We start from the raw sequence: 20,623 nt of genomic DNA on the forward strand, positions 1-20,623 counted from the left end.
CATCCCGGCCACACTTCTGATTCAGAACGGGATTTTATCGCGTTTTGGGCCGTCAGAACACAAAGGCGGCAGCCCGTTCCAACCCGGGAAGGACCGGAGCGGCAGCGTCGAACAGGGCCCGATGGCCGAATTCACCATGGGTATGGGTCACGATTATGGCACGCGGCGGCCTCGATTCGGCTGACACCCCAACCAGACGCCCGCCCTCCTTCAGCTGCCCGAGCAGCGCTTCCGGCACGACCTCAGTCGCCCCATTGAGGATGATCACGTCAAAGGGAGCGGCGGACGGATCGCCTTCGGCGCAGGCTGCGGCCTTGCAGGTGACGTTGGCAAGGTTCAGGGCGGCCTTGGCTTTCGCGGCCAAAGCCGAATCGCATTCGGTGGCGGTGACCTGGCGTGCAAGCTTGGCGGTCAGTGCGGCGAGGTAGCCCGTGGCGCAGCCGACCACCAGCACGTTGTCGCCCTCGCCGATCTCGGCGGCCTGGAGCAGCTTGCCGGTCAGCTGCGGCTTGATCAGGAACCGCTTGGCCGCGCCTTCGCTCACGTCGAGGTCGAGGTCGAGATAAGCCAACGCCTGCCGGTCGGCCGGCACGAAGGCTTCCCGCGGAACCGTGAGCATGGCATCGAGAACACGACGGTCAGTGACGTCATTGGTGCGCACCTGGCCATCGACCATTTTGAGGCGCGCGGTCGAGAAACCGGACATTTGCGGACCCTGCAAAGGCGGACGATGCCGCGGACGAAATTCGCGGCATCTTTGGAGCATGCACGGCCAAAACGCAACACGGCCGTTAGCCTGCGCAGCTAAGGCCTCCGCATGTTACCGCATCAGGGTCGGGACGGATTATTCGATGGCCACCGCAAGGCGGCCGATCAGAGCGGCGACCTCATCCAGCCGCGCCGAATCGGGCGTCTCGACCGCACGCGCCAGACAGGCGAGGCATTCGTCGTCGCTGAGCTCGGGAATGTCGGCCGGCAGAATCGAGGGGGCCATATGGTCGACCTGGATATCTGGCATGGGAATCAGCTCCGTTAAGATCCGGCTATCGCGAAGCTCGATTTCAATTGAGTCGATTTGGCGCCGTCCGCATGGCGTGACGGAGCCAACCCACAACACATCTGCTTGAATGCGATTCCCAGCCGGGATCGCGAAAGCGCGGTTCAGAGGGCACGGCAACAAGATTGCACATCGCGCGAGAATGCGCTCGTAACCCGTTGAATTTGCGGAAGGATTTGGCTCCCCGGGCTGGATTCGAACCAGCGACCATCCGATTAACAGTCGGATGCTCTACCGCTGAGCTACCGAGGAAAAGGCGAACCAGTCGTTCGCGCGCGGCTGCGTATAACAAAGCCGCTTGCGCTTGCAAAGGACGAATTCGTCATCATCCGCAATGCGCCGGAGGAAGGCTGGGATGCCCCCTCCTCCGGGCCATGTCGGCCAAAGGCTACTCGGCGAGGAACGAGGTGGTCTTGGTGCCGGGATCGTAGCGCAGCCGAAGCGCGGTCATCTTGCAGAGGTTGACGTTTTTCCAGAGCACGGCTTCGTCGTAGTTCTGCCAGTCGACGCGGATGTTCCAGACGCAGCCCTCGTCGTCCTCGTCGAACTCGACATAGGTGCTGGCCTGGTTCTGCAAGACCTTCTCGAGCTCATTGTCCCATTCGTCCAGGCCATCGTCCGGCGCGTTGAAGCCCAGGAATTTGATGGCATAGCCGGTCTCGTTGACGACGGTGACGTTGCGGGCATCGGCCGCGAACGAGGGCACGGCGGCGATCGAAAGGCCGATCGCGATCAGTCCAGACAGAAAATATTTCATATGAAATTCCCCGATCGAAACAGGCTTCAGCGCCTGGCGTCGATCGGCGCAGGCGCCGCGGCAACCAATGTCGTTGCCTTGGAAGATCCGTCCGGAGTGCGATCGAAAGGTTCAAGACGATCGATCGTCACTCCGGCACGTTGCGCGACGCGAGACGCGCTCAGCCTGTTTATCGATTCGAATTCTCCGCAGCAATGAACGGGCATTCATAGATCGGCGGTGTTCGTCTTCTCCGGTGCCGGCGCGGGCACGGCGGCGCCGTTGCTCTTCCCGGTCACGGCGCCGACCAGCGCCTTCACGGGATCCTCGCCGGGCGCAAAGCCGCTCTGGCGCAGGATCTCGTCGATCATCGGACGCAGCGCGTGCACCTTGAGCAGCTCGCCAGCGAGGCCCTCGCCGAAGCCGACATTGCCTCCACTGGTGCCGTTGCCGCCGAACGCGCCGCCGGTGTGCAGGATACGGACGTCCTTCAGGTTGGCGATGGGCTTGACCATCTCGGCCAGCGCCGACGGCATCGTCTCGATCCGCTTCTTGGCGATCTCGAAGTCGATGACGTTGCTGCCGAGCTTGTTCTGCGCCTCGTTCTTCATGGTGATGACGGCCGCTTCCGCCTCGCCGATGTTGCGCACACCCACGGCCTTGATCTTGTTGGACTCGGCTTCCGCGGTGGCCAGCGTCTTCACGGCCTCGGCGCGATCGAGCGAGGCCTTCTTCTCGGCTTCGGCCGCGACGATCAGCTCCGTCGATTTGCGCTCGGCCTCGGTCCGCGCGGCCAGCACCTGGGTGAGACGGGCACGATCGGCGACCTCGACCGCGCGTGCGGTCACGACCTTTTCCTCCGCGGAGACCGCGATCGCTTCGGCGGTCTTGGCCTCGGCAACGGCCTCCGAGGTCTGCTTGCTCTTGGACGCGATCTGGATCTCGTTCTCTTGGGTCGCGATCTGGATCTCGCGCTGGGCGTCGGTCTTGCGCTTGTTGATCGCCAGATCCGACTCGATCACCGCGGTTTCCTTGACCTGCTTGGCGCCCGCCTCCTTCTCGGCGACCGCCCTGTCGGTATCGATGCGGGCATTCTCCTCAGTGAGGCGCGCGGTCTGCGTCGCGGTTGCGACCTCGGCGCGGGTGCTCGCGGTCTTGTTGGCGATGTCGCGCTCCTGCGACAGCTCGGCCTCCTTCTTGGTCCGCTCGATGCCGAGGGTCTGCTGCCGCGCCTCGAGGTCCTTCTGGGCGATCGCCACCTCGTTGTCGCGCACGATGGCGTTGCGGTCACGCCGGCGCGTCTCGGTGACGGTCTTGAGCTGGGTGAGACCTTCGGCGTCGAAGAAGTTTTCCGGGTTGAAGAACTTGACGTCGGTCTGGTCGAGCTTCGTGAGCGACACGGATTCAAGCTCGAGGCCGTTGGATTTGACGTCGGATTCGACTGTCGCCTGCACATGTTTGACGAAGTCCGAGCGCTTCTCCTGGAGTTCGAGGATGCTCATGGTCGCCGCGACCGAGCGCAGGCCGTCGACGAATTTCGCCTCGACCTGGTTGCGCAGGGCTTCGGCGTCATTGGTCAGTGCGCCCAGCGTCTGGCTCGCAAGCGCGATACTCTCATCGTCGGGCCGGACGCGCACGTAGAATTCGGCGACGATGTCGACGCGCAGCCGGTCCTTGGTGATGAGGGATTCCCGCTCCTTGCGTTCCACGGTGAGCCGAAGCGTCTTCAGATTGACGCTGGCATAGGAGTGGAAGATCGGCAGGATCATGGCGCCGCCGTCCAGCACGACCTTCTTGCCGCCGAGGCCGGTGCGCACGAAGGCCTCGTCGCGGGTGGCGCGCTTGTAGAGGATGGTGAAGACGATCCCGAGGACGACGATCAGCGCGACGCCGATCATGGCCGGGACTGCGATGTCGAACATGATGCTCTCCGATAATGACTTGCTAGCTGTTTAGAGTGGGCTTGGAAGGTTTGAGTTCATCGTCGGCCTTGACCGCCACGAAGCGGGTGCCGTCGCGATCGACCAGCAGGACCATCGTTCCCTGTGGCAGGGGCGATGACGCCGGCGCCGCAACCGCCCAGACGAAATGGCGGTTGCCGTGGACGTCGGCGACGCTGACCTTGCCGGGCGGCCCCTGGTCGAGCGGGCCGATGACAACCTCACCGATGCGGCCGACGAGATCCCCTAAGCCGACGGCATAGCTTTCATCCTTGGGGATGACCCGCGCGATCGCCCTGCTGGCAGCGCGGACCACCGGAACCGAGATCACGACGGCCCCCACCGAGGCCACTGTTGCCGGCAAGGGCCCCGCAACCATTCGCGCGATGTCCTGGATCAGGAAGCCGGTGATGGAGAAGGCGCCGAGCAGCAGCAACAGGAAGATCAGAAGCGGCACGCCGCCGACATTGATCCAGGAAATGGCGTTGATCACGCCATTGTCGCTGGGGTGACCGAAATCGATGTTGGTCCCGAGCATTTCGCTCAAGGAAGCCCCGACCAGCATCGAGACCACTTCGATCGAGCCGACGATGAGGATCATGGCCGCCGCGATCGCGAACGGCCTGACCTCCGGCGACATGACGTGTTCGAGCAGAGCGCTCATGACACGACACTCAGGAGCGCGACTTCAACCGCGCGAGCCTCGCCGCAATTTCCTTGTCGCGATGCAGCGTGCTGAGCTCGTCGATGTCGCTCGAATAGGGAATGCCCGGCGGCACGCCGGTGGCGCGTGCCACCGCCCTGCCCGCCCGCAGCGCCTTCGCTGCCGCAGAGCCGCCGCCCTGTTTTCGGGATGACGTCGAGGCCTGATGGCTTGCGGCCGCCTCGCTCTTTTCGAGATCGGCACGGCGCTGCTCGGCGTCCTGCAGCGCAGACAGCACCGCGCGCAGCGAGGTGATGCATTGCTCGATCTTCTCGTTGTTCTCGTCGATGGCGCGGGAGAGCACATCGAACTGGGCCTCCAGATCCATCTGGCGCGCGATGCCGGCGCGGGCGAGATCGTCGCGGCTGTCAGCGATCGCGCCCTCGATCTTGGGCGCGAGATCGGCCATCTCGCGTTCGATCTCGGTGCGGCGCGCGTTGAGGCGATATTCCTCGGCACGCGCAGCGGCGAGCGCGTCGCGCGCTTCGCTCTCGGCGCGCTCGATCTCGCGGATGGCCTGGCTGACCACTTTCAGCTTGTTCTTGCCTTCGGCCTGCTCGATCGCGTCATAGGCGATCCCGGCGATCAGGCGCCCGACCCGGGACAGGAAGTTTTCGGGAGTGGCAGCGATGGTATCCATGGCGTTCTCCTCCTCTGGCAGATTGTTCGGCGTGACGCCGTAGTGAACTTCAAAGCCGTCGTCGGTGCGGATGAGGCGAGCGGGCACGCTCTGCCCCCAGCCCTCGGCATAGCCGGCATAATCGAAGGGCACGCTGAAGCGCCCTTGCACGGTCGCGATCGAAATGGTGGCCGGGCCCTTGATCTTGGCGAGCTTGTCGTCGAGCGGCAGACGGCGGCCCTGTGCCGCGCGATACTCGGCGCGGTCACGCAGGCCCAGCGTTACCAGGCGCGAGGGCAGCGCGGTCTGTTTGCGGATCGGGTCATAGGCGTGGGCATGCAGCAGGACGACGTTGGAGCCGACATTGTGGCTCCGCGCGACCTCATCGAGGATCTCCATCATGCGGTCATAGGCCTGGAAGGTCGCCTCCAGTGCAGTCTTGGCGGCCGGATCGGGGGCAAGCCTGTAACGCAGCGCGGACGGCGCGTTTCGGGGCGACTGGCTCATGGAAAGCACTAAAGCACCATTTTGGTGCTTTAGGAAGAGGAGGCCTGATCACGTTTCCCTGATCCTCATGCACGCTTACTATTAGTCGTTGTGCCCGGGACGCACGTTCAAGCCGGGCGTTCACCCCTAGATCACACCCGATCAAGACTTCTTGCACGCGCGGGTTGCAATTTGAGACGAAATGCAGCGAGCGCTCGGCAAGCCCGTCTTCTCTCACTTTCTCTCACTCGCATCGGCTCAAAGGCTATCCACAGCCTGTCCGCAGCATATCCACAGAACCGCTATCGCGAATTCGTCAGCCGACGCGAGCCACTTGCTGCGCACACATCCACAGGCCCTTAACCGCCGGCCTGATCGAACACGCTGCGGCAGGCTTCGCTCAGGCTCGAGCGGTTGCGCCGCAGGCACGCGGTGATGGCGCGGACGTTGGGTATTTCGCCGGCGCAGAGCCGGTAGACGTCGGGCGTGCAGGCCCGGCGCTGCTCGGCTGTCCCCTGCGCGTGGGCGGTGGAAGCAAACAGCGTCAGGAACAGCCCGACCGTGGAGGCGCGGCGGGCCCGACTCTTTACACCCGCAAACCGCAAGAACCTCGCCTTCATGACCAGTCTCCCGTTCGCCCTGCCCGCTCCGGCCTGCATTGGGCCGGTAGGCGAAGGGGTTAAGAGAAATAAACCGCCGAGGATGTGATCTCTTTCACACTGCCGGCGCAGCGGAGGAACCTAGAGTTTCCTGGGGGATTTTCACAAACCGCTAACCAATCGGGACCCGATCGCCGGATCGTTAAAATGCGAACGATCCGCTCAACCGGGTAACAAACCGGCTTTGCGACATTGCGCCATCCGCGTTCTGCGAGGGTGCGATGAGAAGCGAAGCCGAATTCAACTTGCTGCTGGATGCCGTCCGGGACGCCATGGTCATTGAAGACTTTGCTCCCGCGCCGGAGGAGGAATTCGTGCCCCGCTCGTGGAGTTTTCACGCGACGCCCAAAGCCGCCAATGACAATGAGGGCGCCTGGCCCCTTCTGCCGTTCCCCGACGGCTGGTACGCGGCCTGCTGAAGCTGCTTTCACCCTGAGCCGAGCGCCCGCTTCGCGGGCGTTTTGCCGTAGGCACTGGGTGTGAAACCCGGCGCTGCGCCGATCAGGTCTTGATGCGATCCTCGCCATCCTGCGGCACCCGGTCGGGTGCGGCCGATGGAAAGATGCTGTCATAGATCGCGCGAGCCTCGCGAATGAGGCGGGCCCGCTCCAGCTCGGATTTCGGGACAAATCGGACGATGTCGCCCACGGGTGCTCCAGCGCTCGTTGATGTCAGTCGCATCGCTTCGCAGATGCGAAGTCTATGCCAACGAGACTGAATCGGGGGGGCCAGCGAGCTCCGGACAAATCCGGAGATCGATCCGCCTCTGAGGTCGGCAGAACGTTGCGCGCAGCATCAGCGGAGCCGGCGGCGAGATCGAATTGTGCTGGGAAATCAGAGGGATATGATGGAGGCCACGACCAGAATTGAACTGGTGTACACGGTTTTGCAGACCGTTGCGTAACCACTCCGCCACGTGGCCCCGTAAGGCCGGAGCAATATAGGGGATGAAGGGTTTAGGCAACCGCCTTCGTCCGATTTTGGCCGTCAGGGGATCTTCGAACCGCTACGCGTTCCTCCCGCCGGACCCCGCCAGATATCGCGCGAGAATCGTATCGGTTGCGCCGGCCGCGATGATCTTCCCCTGCTCCAGCAGGATCGCCCGGTTGCAGGTGCTCTGGATCAGCTCGATGTCATGCGAGGCGAGCACCAGGATGCCGGCGCGGGCGACGATTTCATCCAGCCGCTGCCGCGCCTTTTTGCGGAACTGCTGGTCGCCGACGCCGATCCATTCGTCGAGCAGCACGATCTCGCCCTCGACCGCGGTTGCGACCGCGAAGATCAGGCGCAGCATCATGCCGCTGGAATAGGTGCGCAGCGGCAGGTCGAGGCGGTCGCCGAGCTCGGTGAACTCGGCAATCTCCGCCCGCCGCGCGTCGATCTCGGCGCGCCGCGCGCCGATCACGAGGCCGCGCCGCATGATGTTCTCGTATCCGGTTGCTTCCTCGTCGAAGCCGGCCTGCAAATCGAACAGCGACAGGCAGCGGCCGCGTACGTCGATGCTCCCCGCCGTCGGATGGTAGATGCCGGCGAGAACCCGCAGCAGCGTGGTCTTGCCGGCGCCGTTGGCGCCGATGATGGCGAGGCGGTCGCCGGCGCGGATGTCGAGGCTGACCTCGTTCAACGCCGTGATGAGGTGCGAGACCGCCGCCTTCCGCCGCAGCGTCACGGCGCTGACGAACCGGCTGCGCAGCGAGCGGTCGCGAAACGACAGCACGGGAAACGTGACCGAGACGTCGCGAAGCACGATGTGGGCCGTGATCGTCATGCGCGCATCACAGCCAATACGCCACACGATGGCGGTATTTTGCGTAGCAGCCGAGGCCGATGACGGCCACGACGATCGCATAGAGGGCCCCTAACAGCCATTGCTCCGCATCGGTCGGCTGCGACAACAGCGGCCGCCGCACCAGATCGAGCAGCGTCGCGAACGGATTGACCCGCGTCAGCCAGTGAAACGCGGTGCCGCGCGCGCTGTCCTCGGTCCAGATGATCGGCGTGAGAAAGAACACGAATTGCAGGCCGCTGACGATCGCCGAACCAATATCGCGAAAGCGCGCGCAGAGCATGCCGAGTGCGACCGAGCCGCCGAGCAGCGTGAGGAACAGGATCGCGAAGCCGGGCAGCGCGAGCAGCATGCTCCAGCGCAGCGGCCAGGGCATCACGACGTAGAGCAGCACGACGATCACCAAATGATGCGCGAAGATGAGGACGTTGCGCGCGATCATCTGGAGGACATGAACGATCAGCGGGGCCGGCACCGCCTTGATGAGATGGCCGGACGCGACGAAGATGTTGGAGCCCTCCTGGAGCGTCGTGGCGATCAGGGTCCAGACGATCAGGCCGACTGCGAAGGACGGCAGGAAGGTGGCGATGTCCTGCTTGAACAGGGCCGCATAGACGGTGCCGACGCTTGCGATCGTCGCGGCCAGCGTCAGCGTGATCCAGAGCGGGCCGATCACGGTCCGGCGGTAGCGCAGCGAAATGTCCATCAGCGCGAGCGTGCCCCAACGATCGGGCCGCGCCGCCTGTGCCAGGATTTCCTTCGCTGCGAGCTGAATTCGACTGCCCCTCAGGTTCTCGCTCTCCGATGCCGCAACAGGAGAGGAGATCGTAACCGGTTTCGGCCGATCGTCTCTAGACGCCCGGCTGTCGCGGTGCAATCGACCGTACAGATGATGTGGGCCGAAGTCAGGCTCGTTTGCGCCGCCGGAAGTCGCGCCGGCCCTTCGGGGCAGGTTTTGGCGCCAATTCCGGCATCTCGGCCTGGACCTCGCGATAGCGTGTTAACAGGCGTTCAAAGCTCGCATTCAGCGTCTCGGCGATGTCGGGACGCCGCTCGAGCCCGGCGAGAATCGTCGCCGCGGCCTCGATTGTCGAGAGCCCGTCCTTGCGCGGCTCCTTGCGCAGACGGCCATAGCGCGAGGGGTGCGCCGGGTTGAGGATGACGCGCTGGCATTTCAGCATCCAGGGATTGCGCCACCACAGCGCCTTGGCCTGGCTCCAGGTGCCGTCGAGCAGCACGACGCCTTCGAGCTTGCCGAGGATCGCGCGCTGGTTCTCCGCGACCTCGCCCTTGCGGTTGAGCGCGACGATCTCGCCTTCCGCTTCGAGATCGGCGGCGCGGGCCGAGCCGAGATAGAGCACGGCCCAACGCGCGGCATTCTCGACCGGCCGTCCCAACGCCTTGGACAGGCTCGGCCAGGACAGGCCGACCCGCACCGTGGCATCGGCAAAATGCCTGGCAAGCAGGCGCGCGGTGCCGAGCGCCCTGTCCTGCTCCTGCGGGTGCTGGAGGATCAGGAGTGAGAGGCGATTCTCGATTGGCGTGACGCTGTCGCAGATGCACAGCGGCATCGGCTTCTGGCAATGCGGGCACTCGGGGATCGGATCGGCCGGCGCGGCGGCCGTGTCTGGCGGGTTCGACATGGGCGCCGCTATACGCTTGATGCGGCGCTTCAACAACCTATTCCGCCGGCGCAGGCACCGGGCGCGGCACGGACCGGCGCCGCAGGCGATCGATCAAGAGGTAGATCACCGGCGTGGTGTAGAGCGTCAGGATCTGCGAGACGAACAGGCCGCCGATGATGGTGATGCCGAGCGGACGGCGCAGCTCCGTGCCGGGGCCGGTCGCCACCACCAGCGGAATGCCGGCGAACAGCGCCGCCATGGTCGTCATCAGGATCGGCCGGAAGCGCGCCTGGCAGGCCTCGAAGATCGCTTCCGCCGAGGACAGGCCGCGCTGGCGTTCGGCGTCGAGCGCGAAATCCACCATCATGATGCCGTTCTTCTTGACGATGCCGATCAAGAGGATGATGCCGACGAAGGCGATCACCGTCAGCGGCGTGTTGGTGAGCTGCAAGGCGAGCAGCGCGCCTAACCCCGCCGAGGGCAGCGTCGAGATGATCGTGAGCGGATGGGCGAGACTCTCATAGAGCACCCCGAGCACGATATACATCGCCACGAGCGCGCCGAGGATCAGGAGCGGCTGGCGGCCGCTGGTCTTGGCGAAGTCGCCGGCATTGCCGTCGAAGCTGCCGCGGATGCCTTCGGGCATGTGAAGTTCCTCCACCGCCCGCTGGATGTTCTGGGTCGCTGCCTGAAGCTGCACGTCCGGCAGCAGGTTGAACGACACCGTCGTCGAGGGAAACGACTGCGAGTGATAAACCGCGAGCGCGGCCAACCCACGCGTCGCATGCACCACGGCCGACAGCGGCACCTGCGCGTCGTTCGCGCCGGCAACGTAGATGCGCTCGAGGTTGGAGGGATCGACCTGGAACTTGGGATCGATCTCCAGCACGGTCATGTACTGGTTGCGCTGGGTGTAGATGATCGAGATCTGCCGCTGCGAGAAGGCGTTGTTCAGCGCGTTGTCGATGTCCTGAACCCTGACGCCGAGTGCCGAGGCCTTCTGGCGATCGATGTTCAGGGTCAGCTGAAGCCCGCCGGGATCGCGGTCGCTGGAGATGTCGGTGATACCCTCGACGCTCTCCATGCGCTTGGCCACGATCGGCGCCCACTTCTGCAGCAGACCGAGGTCGGTGCTGGTCAGCGTGTACTGGAAGTCGGAATCACTCTGCCGCCCGCCGGCACGGACGTCCTGGGCAGCGAACATGAAGAGGCGAATGCCGGGCACGGGGTACAGCGCGCGCCTCAGACGGTCGATCACGACCTGCGTCGAGACGTGGTCGCGCTCCTCCGGCGGCTTCAGGCTGATATACATGATGCCGCGGTTCGAGGTCGCTCCCCCCGGCCCGCCTCCGGCGCCGACGGTCGAGCCGATGCCGGCCACGGCCGGATCCTGCATCACGATGTCGGCGAGCCGCTGCTGGAGACCGAGCATCGACTGGAACGAGATGTCGGCCGAGGCACGCGTCGCTCCGATCACGAAGCCGGAATCGTCGGTCGGGAAATAGCCCTTGGGGACCTTGATGTAGAGCGTCACCGTAAGGCCGATGGTGGCGAAGAACACCAGCAGCGTCGCCAGCGGATAGTCCAGCACGGTGCGCAAGGTCCGGGCGTAGAAGGCGACGATGCGCGACAGCGAGCCCTCGATCACCCGATCGAACAGCGTCGCCGTGCCGGACGTGGCCTGCCGGATGTAATGAGCGCAGATCATCGGCGTGACCGTGAGCGACACCAGCGTCGAGACCAGGATAGCGAAGGTCAGCGTCAGCGAGAATTCGCGCAGCAGGCGGCCGACAATACCGTCCATGAAGATCAGCGGCGTGAATGCCGCGATCAGCGACAGGCTGATCGAGACCACCGTGAAGCCGATCTGCTTCGCGCCCTCCTGCGCCGCCCGGAACGGCCGCATGCCGTGCTCGAGATTGCGGTACATGTTCTCGATCATGACGATGGCGTCGTCGACCACGAAGCCGACGGAGATCGCGAGCGCCATCAGCGACAGATTGTCGATCGAGAAGCCCGCGACCCACATGCCGGCGCAGGTGCCGGCCAGCGCCAGCGGCACCGAGATGCCGGCCGCGATGGTCGGCGTCAGCCTGCGCAGGAACACGAACACCACGACCATCACCAGGACCGCGGTCGCCAGCAACGTCCATTGCATATCGAGCACGCTGGCGCGGATCGTGCCGGTGCGGTCGACCAGGGTGGAGATCTCGACGCCGGCCGGAATCCACTGCTTCAGCTGGGGGACCAGCGCCTTCACCCTGTCAACGGTGTCGATGACGTTGGCATCGCCCTGCTTGGTGATCTGGATCAGCACTGCCGGCTGCTTGTTGAACCAGGCGATCGAGCGGGCGTTACGGACGGAATCCTCGATGTCGGCGACGTCGGACAGGCGCACGAAATTGCCGTTGGCGCTCTTGATGACGATGTCGCGGAACTCTTTCGCCGTGCGCATCTGCTTGTTGAGCGCCAGCGTCTCGCTCTGGCGCTCGCCGTTGAAGATGCCGACAGGACCGAGCGGGTTGGCGTTGACGATCGCGGTCCTGACGTCGTCGGTGGCGATGCCGGCGTTCGACAGCGCGACGGGGTTGAGCTGGACCCGCACGGCCGGCTGGTCGGCGCCTGATACCGTGACGTCGCCGACTCCAGGCACCTGCGAGATGCGCTGCGCCAGAACCGTGTCGGCGACATCGTAAATCGCGCTGGCGGAGAGCGTCTTCGAGGTCAGCGCCAGGACGAAGACGGGCGCGCCGGCCGTGTTGGCCTTGCGGAAGCGCGGCAGCGTCGGCAGGTCGCTCGGCAAATCGACCATCGCGGCGTTGATCGCCGCCTGCACGTCGCGCGCGGCCTTGTCGATGTTGCGGCCGATGTCGAACTGGAGCTGGATGCTGGTGTTGCCGAGCGTCGAGGTCGAGGTGATCTGATTGATGCCCGAGATCTCGCCGAGCCGCCGCTCCAGTGGTGAAGCCACCGTGGCCGCCATAACCGACGGGTCGGCGCCGGGCCGGCTGGCCGAGACGAAGATGGCGGGGAAGTCGACGTTCGGGACCGAGGCGACGGGAAGGAAATCGTAGGCGACCACACCCAGCAGGAACAACCCGATCGACAGCAGCGTGGTGGCAACCGGGCGGCGGATGAAGGGCTCCGAGATCGATGCCATCACTGCATCCCCTCGGTCGCGCCCGCGACCGGCGGGCCGCCGGATTCGGCCGGCGGCAGCGCCTGCTCGAGGCGGCGGTTGATGCGGTCGAGCGCGAGGTAGATCACGGGCGTGGTGTAGAGCGTCAGCAATTGGCTGAGCAGCAGCCCGCCGATGATGGAGATTCCGAGCGGAAACCGCAGCTCGGCGCCGGTGCCGCTCTCGATCGCCAGCGGCAAGGCGCCGAACAGCGCCGCCAGTGTCGTCATCATGATGGGACGGAAGCGCAACAGGCAGGCCTGCACGATCGCCTCGTTCGGCGACATGCCCTGCCCGCGCTCGGCCTCGAGCGCGAAGTCGATCATCATGATCGCGTTCTTCTTGACGATACCCATCAGCAAAATGATGCCGATCAGGCCGATCACCGACAGGTCCTGCCCGCACAACACCAGCGCCAGGATCGCCCCGACGCCGGCCGAGGGCAGCGTCGACAGGATCGTGATCGGATGGATGTAGCTCTCATAGAGCACGCCGAGCACGATGTAGATCGTGATCACGGCCGCAAGCAGCAGCCAGGGTTGTCCCGCCAGCGCCTTGGCGAACTCAGCGGCATCGCCGGCATAGACGCCGACGATGCTGTTGGGCATTTCGATCCGGGTCTCGATCGCTTTCACGGCCTCGACGGCATCGCCGAGCGCGGCGCCCGGCGCGAGATTGAAGCTGAGCGACACGGACGGGAATTGCGCCTGGTGTGAGATCGCGAGCGGGGCCGTGGTGCGCTTCAGCGTCGCCACGGCCGACAGCGGCACCTGGGCATTGGGCGCGCCGACTGTAGTGCTCGCGGCGCCCGGCAGATAGAGTTTTGACAGGATCGAGGGATCGCGCTGGTACATCGGCAGCGCCTCCAGCACCACACGGTACTGGTTGGCCTGGCCGTAGATGGTCGAGATCTGGCGCTGCGCGAAGGCATCGTTGAGCGTATCGGTGATGCCTTGCAGGCTGACGCCGAGCTGGCCCGCGCGGGTGCGATCGACGTCGAGCTGCGCCCGCAGGCCGCCTTCCTGCGCCTCCGAGGAGACGTCGCGGAACAGGGGATCGCGCCGCATCTCCGTAACCAGCTTGCGCGCCCATTCCGACACCAGCGCCGCATCGGTGCCGGTGAGCGTGTACTGGTATTGCGAGCGGCTCGACTGGGTCGAGATCTGCACGTCCTGCACCGGCTGGAAATAGACGGTCATGCCGGGAATGCCCGCCACCCGCTGCTTCAACCGGCTCACGACCACGCTGACATCATCGCGCCGCTCGCCGCGCGGCTTCAAGGTCATGACGAGCCGGCCGACATTGGTGGTCGGATTGACCGAGCCGGCGCCGATCACCGAGACCACGCCGACCACGTCAGGATCCGCCTTGATGGTGTCGGCGACCTCGCCCTGCCGCTTCTGCATCTCCGCGAACGACACGTCCGGCCCCGCCTCCGTCACCGCCGTGATCGAGGCAGTGTCCTGCAGCGGCAGGAAGCCTTTTGGCGCAACGACGTAGAGGACGAGGGTCGCAATCAGCGTGGCGAAGGTCACGACCAGCGTGGCGCGCTGGCGCTCCAGCACCCAGAGCAGCGTCCGGTGATAGGCCTCCACGGTGCGGTCGATGAAGCGACTGATGGCGGCGAGGCCCGGCACCGCCAGCTCCTCATGGGCGTGCTTGAGCAGCCGTGAGCACATCATCGGCGTCAGCGTCAGCGAGACCACGGCCGAGGTCACCACCGCGATCGTCAAGGTCAACGCGAATTCACGGAACATGCGCCCGACGAGGCCGGACATGAACAGCAGCGGGATGAAGACCGCGATCAGCGACACCGTCAGCGAGATCACGGTGAAGCCGATCTCGCTGGCACCCTTCAGCGAGGCCTCCATCGGCCCGTCGCCGTTCTCCATGTGGCGGACGATATTCTCGATCATGACGATGGCGTCGTCGACGACGAAGCCGGTGCCGATCGTCAGCGCCATCAGCGACAGATTGTCGAGGCTGAAGCCGGCGAAATACATGATGCCGAAGCTGGTGATCAGCGACAGCGGCAGCGCCACGCCGGCGATCAGGGTGGCCCGCAGCGAGCGCAGAAACAGCAGCACCACCAGCGTCACCAGCACGACGCTGAGAACCAGCGTGAACTGCACGTCGTGGACCGAGGCGCGGATCGTGACGGTGCGGTCGGAGACGATGGTGAGGTTCACCCCGGCCGGGATCGCGCGCTGCACCTTGGGGATTTCGGCGCGGATCTGGCTGACGACGTCGATGACGTTGGCGCCGGGCTGGCGCTGGATGTCGATGATGACGGCGGGCGTGCCCTGGTACCAGCCGCCGGTGCGGTCGTTCTCGAGGCCATCGACGATCTGCGCGACGTCGGCGATGGTGACCGGCGAGCCGTTGCGGTAAGCGATGATGACCGGCTTGTAGGCATCGGCGGCGGCGATCTGGTCGTTGGCCGCGATGATGTAGGATTGCTGCGCGCCGTCGAGCGAGCCTTTCGGCCCCGAGACGTTGGCATTGGCGATCGCAGTGCGCAGATCTTCCATGGCGATGCCATAGGCGGCGAGCCGCGCCAGATCGGCCTGGATGCGTACGGCCGGCTTCAGCCCGCCCAGCACCGAGACCCGTCCGACGCCGGAGATCTGGCTCAGCCGTTGCGCCAGGAGCGTGTCGGCGATGTCGCTCATCGCCCTCAGCGAGATGGTGTCGGAGCGCAGCGCCAGCGTCATCACGGGGGCGTCCGCCGGGTTCACCTTGGCGTAGGTCGGCGGATAAGGCAGCGTCTTGGGCAGCACGCCCGCCGCTGCGTTGATCGCGGCCTGCACGTCCTGGGTCGCGCCGTCGATGTCACGGTTGAGATCGAACTGGAGCGAGATCTGGCTGACACCGAACGAGCTCGTCGAGTTCATCGCCGACAGCGACGGGATCTGGCCAAGCTGCCGCTCCAAAGGCGCGGTGATCAGCGAGGCGATCACGTCGGGGCTCGCGCCCGGAAGCTGCGTGGTCACCTGCACGGTCGGGAAATCGACCTGCGGCAGCGCCGAGACCGGCAGCGCGAAATAGCCCAGCAGCCCGCCGATCAGCAGCGCGATGCCGAGCAGTGAGGTCGCGATCGGACGGCGGATGAAGGGTTCGGAGACACCCATGGGATCTGCCTGCCGCTTCAAGCGGCTGTTGTCGGGATCATGGCTGCTTGGCTCCACTTCCCGCGGCCCCCGGCCCCGGGGCCGGCCCGGTCTGCCCCTTTTGGTCGCCCTCGCTGCTCTTGCGCTTGGCGCGGAACTCGCCGTCCTTACCCTGTCCGTCCTTCTGGTGCTCCTTCTGCCCTTCCTTGGCACCATCCTTCTTCTGGGCGTCAGGCCCGCGCGACCGCTTGCGCGGGGCGAGATCGGCCGACGGGGTCTGGTCGTCGCGGCCGATGGTCACCTTGGAGCCGTCGGACAGATTGGCAAAGCCCGTGGTGACGACCCTGTCGGTCGCCGACAGGCCGCTGGCGATCACCGCGTCATGCTCGTTCTGCTGGGTCACGGTCACGGGCTTGGCCGAGACGATATTGTCCTCGCCGATGACATAGCTGAACGTCCCGATCGGGCCGCGCTGCACGGCCGAGGTCGGCACCACCAGCGCCTGAGTCAGCGTCTCGACCTTGAGACGGACATTGACGAACTGGCCCGGCCAGAGCTGGTAGTTGGCGTTGGGAAACTCGGCCTTGAGCTTGAGCGTGCCGGTGGTCTGGTCGACCTGGTTGTCGATGCCGGTGAGCTTGCCGGTATCGATCACGGTGATGCCGTCATTGCCGAACACGTCGACCGCCAGCGTACCCTTCGACGCCGCGGCGTTGACGCGCATGATTTGTTGCTGCGGCAGGCTGAACCATACCGCGATCGGCTGCAATTGCGTGATCACCACGAGGCCCGTGGTGTCGGCGGCGTGGATGATGTTGCCCTGGTCGACCTGGCGCAGGCCGGCTCGCCCTGAGAGCGGCGCCACGATCTTGGTGTAGCTCAGCGTCGCCGCCGCGTTGTCGATCGCAGCCTGGTCGGCCTTGACCAGCGCCTCGGTCTGCGCGACCAGCGCGCGCTGGGTGTCGGCCTGCTGCTTGGAGCCGGCGTTGGAGGCAGCGAGCTGCTCGTACCGTGTCAGGTCGATGCGCTGGTTGGCGAGTTGGGCCTGATCCTGCGCCTTCTTGGCGACCGCCTGGTCGTAGGTGGCTTGGTAGAGCGCGGGATCGATCTCGCCGAGCACGTCGCCCTTTTTGACGTCCTGCCCTTCAGTAAAATTCACGGCGATCAGCTTGCCGTCGACCTGCGAGCGCACAGTCACGGTGTTGAGCGCGCGGATCGCGCCGACGCCGTCGAGATAGACCGGAACGTCCTGAACGCGGGGCGTCGCCGCCAGCACGGGCACCGGCAGGTCCGGCCGCGCGTTGCGGTCGGCAGCCGGCTTCTGGTGCATCGCGTTCCAGCCGAGATAGCCGAGGCCACCAAGGATCGCGAGCGTGATCAGGGTCATGACGAAACCGCGGCCGCGCGACTTCTTCGCCGTCCCCTCCTTCGCGTCCTGCTTGGTATCCGGCTTAAAGAGCATTGACCGGTTTCTCCATTCGCGGCTCCCAGCCGCCGCCGAGCGCCTGATACAGGCTGACGATGGCGAGCAAGCGGGCCAGTTGCGCCTGTGACAGCGCGTCTTCCGCCTGGAACAGGGTCAGTTGAGTGTTGAGTACAGTCACGATGTCGGCGGTGCCGGCGCGCAGTTGCTGCTCGGAGAGATCGAAGGCGCGGCGTGAGGCGACGACGACGTCGCGCTGCAATTGCAGCTTGATCGTGGTCTGCTTGATCGAGAACAGCGCATTGTCGACGTCGGCGAACGACTGGATGATGGTCTTGCGGTAGGTCTGGAGCAATTCGTCCTGCCGCGCCTTGGCCAACTCGAAATTGCCGAGGATCTTGCCGCCGTCGAAGATCGGCTGCGTGGCGCTGCCGACGAGCTGGAAGAAGGCCGCATGCGGCTGGAACAGCGAGACCAAAGCCGAGCTCTGATAGCCGCCATTGCCGGTGAGCTGAATGGTCGGAAAGAACTGAGCACGGGCATTGCCGATATTCGCCGTCGCCGAGGCAAGCTGCGCCTCCTGTCGGCGGATGTCGGGCCGCTGCGTCAGCAGCTCCGAAGGCAGGCCGGGCGTGACGCGCGGGATCGCGATCCGGTCCAGCGAGCCGCCGAGCACGCGCACGCTTTCCGGCGGGCGCGAAACCAGCACGGCGAGCGCGTTGACGTTCTGGTCCAGCGTCTGGCGCAGCGGCGGCACCAGGGCTTTCTGGTTGGCAAGCACGCTCTCCTGCTGGGCGACGTCGAGATCGGTGCCAGTGCCGGCCCTGCGCCGCTCCCTGACCGCATCGAGGATGCGCTGCGCGCTCGCAATGTTGCGCTGTGAGGTCCTGATGCGGTCCTGCGAGGCCAGCACCTGGAAATAGGCGTTGGCGACGGCCGCCAGCGTCGTCAGCGCGACGGTGTCGCGGTCAAAGCGATTGGCGTTCGCCGTCTCTTCCGCCGATTGCAGCGCATCGCGATTCTGGCCCCAGAAGTCGAGCTGGTAGCTCGCGCTCAGCGAGGCCGAATAATTGACGACTTCGCGGCCGCCGATGGAGAGGCCGGACGCGCTGGAGCCCGAGGTGCGCGAATAGGTTTCCGATCCGCCTGTCGAGACGGTCGGCAGCAGCGCAGCCCCCGCCTGCCGCGCCTGGGCGTCGGCCTGGACGATGCGCGCAACGGCGGCGGCGATGTCGAGGTTGACGGTTTGCGCCTCCTCCATCAGCTGCGTCAGCTCCGCGGAGCGGAACCCGCGCCACCAATCCAGTGACGGCGGCGCATCACCCTTGCCCGCGTATTTGTACTGCGTGGGAACGTCGAGGGCGGGATCGGGAAGATCCTGGGTCAGCACGCAAGCCCCCGAACCGGCGGCAAGACACATCACCGCAATCCAGCGCGCCGCGCGCAGCGTCCGGGATGCAGGACCTTCAGACCGCCGCATGGCGATCGCAGGAACATCCTCTGTCACATCCATCCCCCGCCGGGCAGATCGAACCGCCGCGCAGCCGGATTAGCCGATTCGCGGCGCGACAGTCGGGGGGCTTTGGACAACTCGTTCACAGCGGCGATGCTTTCTGCGGAACCTCGAAAATCATACTAGCCGGGCGCTGAACTGCGGGACAGTCCCGCAGTTGCGAGATGGCCACGCCGACGAAGTGGAAACGAACCGCTCGAAATTCAAAAGACGGCTGTCTCGCAGGGAGTTTTCTCATTTGAAACGTTGGGATACACGATCAAGCTTACCAAGATTTCATGTGATATTGCTGCCACAGCGGCACTTGGGCGTTTCCATCCGACCGCACCACGCCCCGCCTCAGTCGCGCCCTGGCTGAGTAATCTCACAAGCCCGTCAATCGCCGAATAGAAAGCCGTTCCTCGGGCCGATATGATTCGACCATCCGGGCGTCATCCACGGCCCTCGATGGCGAGAAGCCTCGGCCTTGGAAAAAGTTTGTCGCGAGTTGGCTGGTCACGACTGTCATCTTCCCTGGCCTGACGGAGCGCAGGCGTTTCCTCCTATCGATATCCCGGCTTGCGGCCGAGCGCATCGCCGCCGGGCGCGCCTCTTGGGAATATTGCTGTTTGAGCAGAGGTTTCGCTCGGTTTCGCCGCAACGCAAAAGCCTTCCCCTTTGGCCTCCCAAGCACTACGTTCTCGCCAACCAGATCAACCCCCTTGGTAGCGATTTCCCTGACATGACCATTCGAAATGACGTTGTCGAAGCCATCGGCAACACCCCGCTGATCAAGCTGAAGCGCGCCTCGGAACTGACCGGCTGCACCATTCTCGGCAAGGCCGAGTTCATGAATCCCGGCCAGTCGGTCAAGGACCGCGCCGGCAAATGGATGATCCTGGAGGCCGAGAAGCGCGGCGAGCTCAAGCCGGGCGGTCTCGTGGTGGAATCGACCGCCGGCAATACCGGCATCGGCCTTGCGGTCGTCGCCAGCGCGCGCGGCTATCGCACCCTGATCGTGATCCCGGAAACGCAGAGCCAGGAGAAGAAAGACTTCCTGAAGCTGTGCGGCGCCGAGCTGATCGAGGTGCCGGCCCTGCCCTACGCCAACCCCAACAGCTACCAGCATGTCGGCCGCCGCCTCGCCGACGAGCTGCGCAAGACCGAACCCAATGGTGTGCTGTTCGCCGACCAGTGGAACAACCTCGACAATGCCAAGGCGCATTACGAGTCCACCGGACCCGAAATCTGGGAGCAGACCGGCGGTAAGGTCGACGGCTTCGTCTGCTCGGTCGGCAGCGGCGGCACGCTGGCTGGTGTCAGCCGTTACTTGAAAGAGCAGAACAAGAACGTGCGGATCGCATGCGCCGATCCGCACGGCGCCGGCATGTATGAATACTTCAGGACCGGCGATCCCAAGGCGACGCCGGGTGGCTCGATCACCGAGGGCATCGGCCTCAACCGGGCGACCGCCATCGTGGAGACCGCGAAGGTCGATGATGCCTATCTCATTCCCGATGCCGAAGCCGTTGGCGTGATCTACGAGCTGCTGCAGCACGAGGGCCTGTGCCTCGGCGGCTCGACCGGTGTCAACATCGTGGGCGCAATGCGCCTCGCCAGGCAGCTCGGGCCCGGCAAGACCATCGTCACCGTGCTGTGCGATTCCGGCAGCCGTTATCAGTCGAAGCTGTTCAACGCGGACTTCATGCGCGCCAAGAACCTGCCGGTGCCGGAATGGCTGGAGAAGCGCAGCAACATCAAGCCGCCCTTCGTGTGATCGTCACGCGCCCCCTCGGGTCGGGGACGCGC

General features: G+C 65.2%; 16 protein-coding genes, 2 tRNA genes and 1 pseudogene. 2 read left to right on the forward strand and 17 right to left on the reverse strand.

Annotated elements, in window-relative coordinates; all coding sequences use genetic code 11:
- Window positions 1-52: 52 nt before the first annotated feature.
- The 8 genes from BM190_RS20595 to BM190_RS20630 all read right to left on the reverse strand — a co-directional run bounded on the left by BM190_RS20595 (window position 53) and on the right by BM190_RS20630 (window position 6,161).
- Window positions 53-706 carry a protein-L-isoaspartate O-methyltransferase family protein gene (locus tag BM190_RS20595; RefSeq protein ID WP_092258300.1) on the reverse strand — a complete coding sequence of 218 codons (654 nt, stop codon included), beginning with the start codon at window positions 704-706 and terminating at the stop codon, window positions 53-55.
- A gap of 138 nt (window positions 707-844) precedes the next feature.
- The gene (locus BM190_RS20600; RefSeq protein WP_018320416.1) at window positions 845-1,018 is read right to left on the reverse strand and encodes a hypothetical protein; all 174 of its coding nucleotides are present in this window, start codon (window positions 1,016-1,018) and stop codon (window positions 845-847) included.
- A gap of 216 nt (window positions 1,019-1,234) precedes the next feature.
- Window positions 1,235-1,309 (reverse strand) — tRNA-Asn (locus BM190_RS20605).
- A gap of 136 nt (window positions 1,310-1,445) precedes the next feature.
- Window positions 1,446-1,814 (reverse strand): hypothetical protein, encoded by a 369-nt coding sequence (locus BM190_RS20610; RefSeq protein ID WP_092258303.1) that lies wholly within the window; start codon window positions 1,812-1,814, stop codon window positions 1,446-1,448.
- A 206-nt stretch (window positions 1,815-2,020) separates the two neighbouring features.
- Entirely contained in the window at window positions 2,021-3,715 is a 1,695-nt protein-coding gene (locus BM190_RS20615; RefSeq protein WP_092258307.1) for a flotillin family protein, read from the reverse strand.
- A gap of 22 nt (window positions 3,716-3,737) precedes the next feature.
- Window positions 3,738-4,397: an OB-fold-containig protein gene (locus BM190_RS20620; protein ID WP_092258310.1), complete on the reverse strand. Its 660-nt coding sequence runs from the start codon at window positions 4,395-4,397 to the stop codon at window positions 3,738-3,740.
- Between the two features lie 10 nt (window positions 4,398-4,407).
- Window positions 4,408-5,571, reverse strand: a complete 1,164-nt coding sequence (locus tag BM190_RS20625; protein ID WP_092258313.1) for a PspA/IM30 family protein — start codon at window positions 5,569-5,571, stop codon at window positions 4,408-4,410.
- A 329-nt stretch (window positions 5,572-5,900) separates the two neighbouring features.
- Window positions 5,901-6,161, reverse strand: coding sequence for a hypothetical protein (locus BM190_RS20630; RefSeq protein WP_026202356.1), 261 nt, complete (start codon window positions 6,159-6,161; stop codon window positions 5,901-5,903).
- 260 nt (window positions 6,162-6,421) lie between these two features.
- On the opposite strand from BM190_RS20630, the gene BM190_RS20635 reads away from it, so the two are divergent.
- Window positions 6,422-6,619: a hypothetical protein gene (locus BM190_RS20635; RefSeq protein WP_018320410.1), complete on the forward strand. Its 198-nt coding sequence runs from the start codon at window positions 6,422-6,424 to the stop codon at window positions 6,617-6,619.
- A gap of 82 nt (window positions 6,620-6,701) precedes the next feature.
- On the opposite strand, the gene BM190_RS40555 is transcribed toward BM190_RS20635, so the two are convergent.
- The 9 genes and pseudogenes from BM190_RS40555 to BM190_RS20675 form a co-directional block, all read right to left on the reverse strand.
- A complete protein-coding gene (locus BM190_RS40555) occupies window positions 6,702-6,848 on the reverse strand; it encodes a hypothetical protein (protein WP_018320409.1) in 147 nt (48 codons plus the stop codon).
- A gap of 200 nt (window positions 6,849-7,048) precedes the next feature.
- Window positions 7,049-7,122: transfer RNA gene (locus BM190_RS20640), tRNA-Cys, on the reverse strand.
- Between the two features lie 84 nt (window positions 7,123-7,206).
- Window positions 7,207-7,812: pseudogene (locus BM190_RS20645) on the reverse strand (ABC transporter ATP-binding protein); the annotation flags it as partial.
- Between the two features lie 163 nt (window positions 7,813-7,975).
- Window positions 7,976-8,863: an ABC transporter permease gene (locus BM190_RS20650; RefSeq protein ID WP_244550685.1), complete on the reverse strand. Its 888-nt coding sequence runs from the start codon at window positions 8,861-8,863 to the stop codon at window positions 7,976-7,978.
- Between the two features lie 28 nt (window positions 8,864-8,891).
- Window positions 8,892-9,629, reverse strand: coding sequence for a tRNA-uridine aminocarboxypropyltransferase (locus BM190_RS20655; RefSeq protein ID WP_092258319.1), 738 nt, complete (start codon window positions 9,627-9,629; stop codon window positions 8,892-8,894).
- A 37-nt stretch (window positions 9,630-9,666) separates the two neighbouring features.
- The gene (locus tag BM190_RS20660) at window positions 9,667-12,771 is read right to left on the reverse strand and encodes an efflux RND transporter permease subunit (protein WP_092258322.1); all 3,105 of its coding nucleotides are present in this window, start codon (window positions 12,769-12,771) and stop codon (window positions 9,667-9,669) included.
- Window positions 12,771-15,920 (reverse strand): efflux RND transporter permease subunit, encoded by a 3,150-nt coding sequence (locus BM190_RS20665; RefSeq protein ID WP_092258324.1) that lies wholly within the window; start codon window positions 15,918-15,920, stop codon window positions 12,771-12,773. The genes BM190_RS20660 and BM190_RS20665 overlap by 1 nt, the downstream gene beginning before the upstream one ends.
- Before the next feature lie 37 nt (window positions 15,921-15,957).
- Window positions 15,958-17,361, reverse strand: coding sequence for an efflux RND transporter periplasmic adaptor subunit (locus BM190_RS20670; RefSeq protein WP_092258327.1), 1,404 nt, complete (start codon window positions 17,359-17,361; stop codon window positions 15,958-15,960).
- Complete coding sequence (locus BM190_RS20675) at window positions 17,351-18,835, reverse strand: efflux transporter outer membrane subunit (RefSeq protein ID WP_092258330.1); 1,485 nt, start codon at window positions 18,833-18,835, stop codon at window positions 17,351-17,353. Before BM190_RS20675 ends, BM190_RS20670 begins: the two co-directional genes overlap by 11 nt.
- Window positions 18,836-19,556: 721 nt before the next feature.
- Between BM190_RS20675 and BM190_RS20680 the strand changes: the two genes are divergently transcribed.
- Complete coding sequence (locus BM190_RS20680; RefSeq protein WP_092258333.1) at window positions 19,557-20,591, forward strand: cysteine synthase A; 1,035 nt, start codon at window positions 19,557-19,559, stop codon at window positions 20,589-20,591.
- Window positions 20,592-20,623 lie beyond the last annotated feature (32 nt).

The sequence above is a fragment of the Bradyrhizobium sp. Rc3b genome (assembly GCF_900114915.1).
In the GTDB taxonomy this organism is placed as follows: Bacteria; Pseudomonadota; Alphaproteobacteria; order Rhizobiales; family Xanthobacteraceae; genus Bradyrhizobium.

Excerpts from the sequence above, each read along its gene's own strand:
- BM190_RS20610 (WP_092258303.1), bottom strand. The coding sequence starts at position 1,814 with ATGAAATATTTTCTGTCTGGACTGATCGCGATCGGCCTTTCGATCGCC.
- BM190_RS20595 (WP_092258300.1), bottom strand. The coding sequence starts at position 706 with ATGTCCGGTTTCTCGACCGCGCGCCTCAAAATGGTCGATGGCCAGGTG.
- BM190_RS20600 (WP_018320416.1), bottom strand. The coding sequence starts at position 1,018 with ATGCCAGATATCCAGGTCGACCATATGGCCCCCTCGATTCTGCCGGCC.
- BM190_RS20615 (WP_092258307.1), bottom strand. The coding sequence starts at position 3,715 with ATGTTCGACATCGCAGTCCCGGCCATGATCGGCGTCGCGCTGATCGTC.
- BM190_RS20670 (WP_092258327.1), bottom strand. The coding sequence starts at position 17,361 with ATGCTCTTTAAGCCGGATACCAAGCAGGACGCGAAGGAGGGGACGGCG.
- BM190_RS20655 (WP_092258319.1), bottom strand. The coding sequence starts at position 9,629 with ATGTCGAACCCGCCAGACACGGCCGCCGCGCCGGCCGATCCGATCCCC.
- BM190_RS20675 (WP_092258330.1), bottom strand. The coding sequence starts at position 18,835 with ATGGATGTGACAGAGGATGTTCCTGCGATCGCCATGCGGCGGTCTGAA.
- BM190_RS20680 (WP_092258333.1), top strand. The coding sequence starts at position 19,557 with ATGACCATTCGAAATGACGTTGTCGAAGCCATCGGCAACACCCCGCTG.
- BM190_RS20630 (WP_026202356.1), bottom strand. The coding sequence starts at position 6,161 with ATGAAGGCGAGGTTCTTGCGGTTTGCGGGTGTAAAGAGTCGGGCCCGC.
- BM190_RS20620 (WP_092258310.1), bottom strand. The coding sequence starts at position 4,397 with ATGAGCGCTCTGCTCGAACACGTCATGTCGCCGGAGGTCAGGCCGTTC.
- BM190_RS20635 (WP_018320410.1), top strand. The coding sequence starts at position 6,422 with ATGAGAAGCGAAGCCGAATTCAACTTGCTGCTGGATGCCGTCCGGGAC.
- BM190_RS20665 (WP_092258324.1), bottom strand. The coding sequence starts at position 15,920 with ATGGGTGTCTCCGAACCCTTCATCCGCCGTCCGATCGCGACCTCACTG.
- BM190_RS20660 (WP_092258322.1), bottom strand. The coding sequence starts at position 12,771 with ATGGCATCGATCTCGGAGCCCTTCATCCGCCGCCCGGTTGCCACCACG.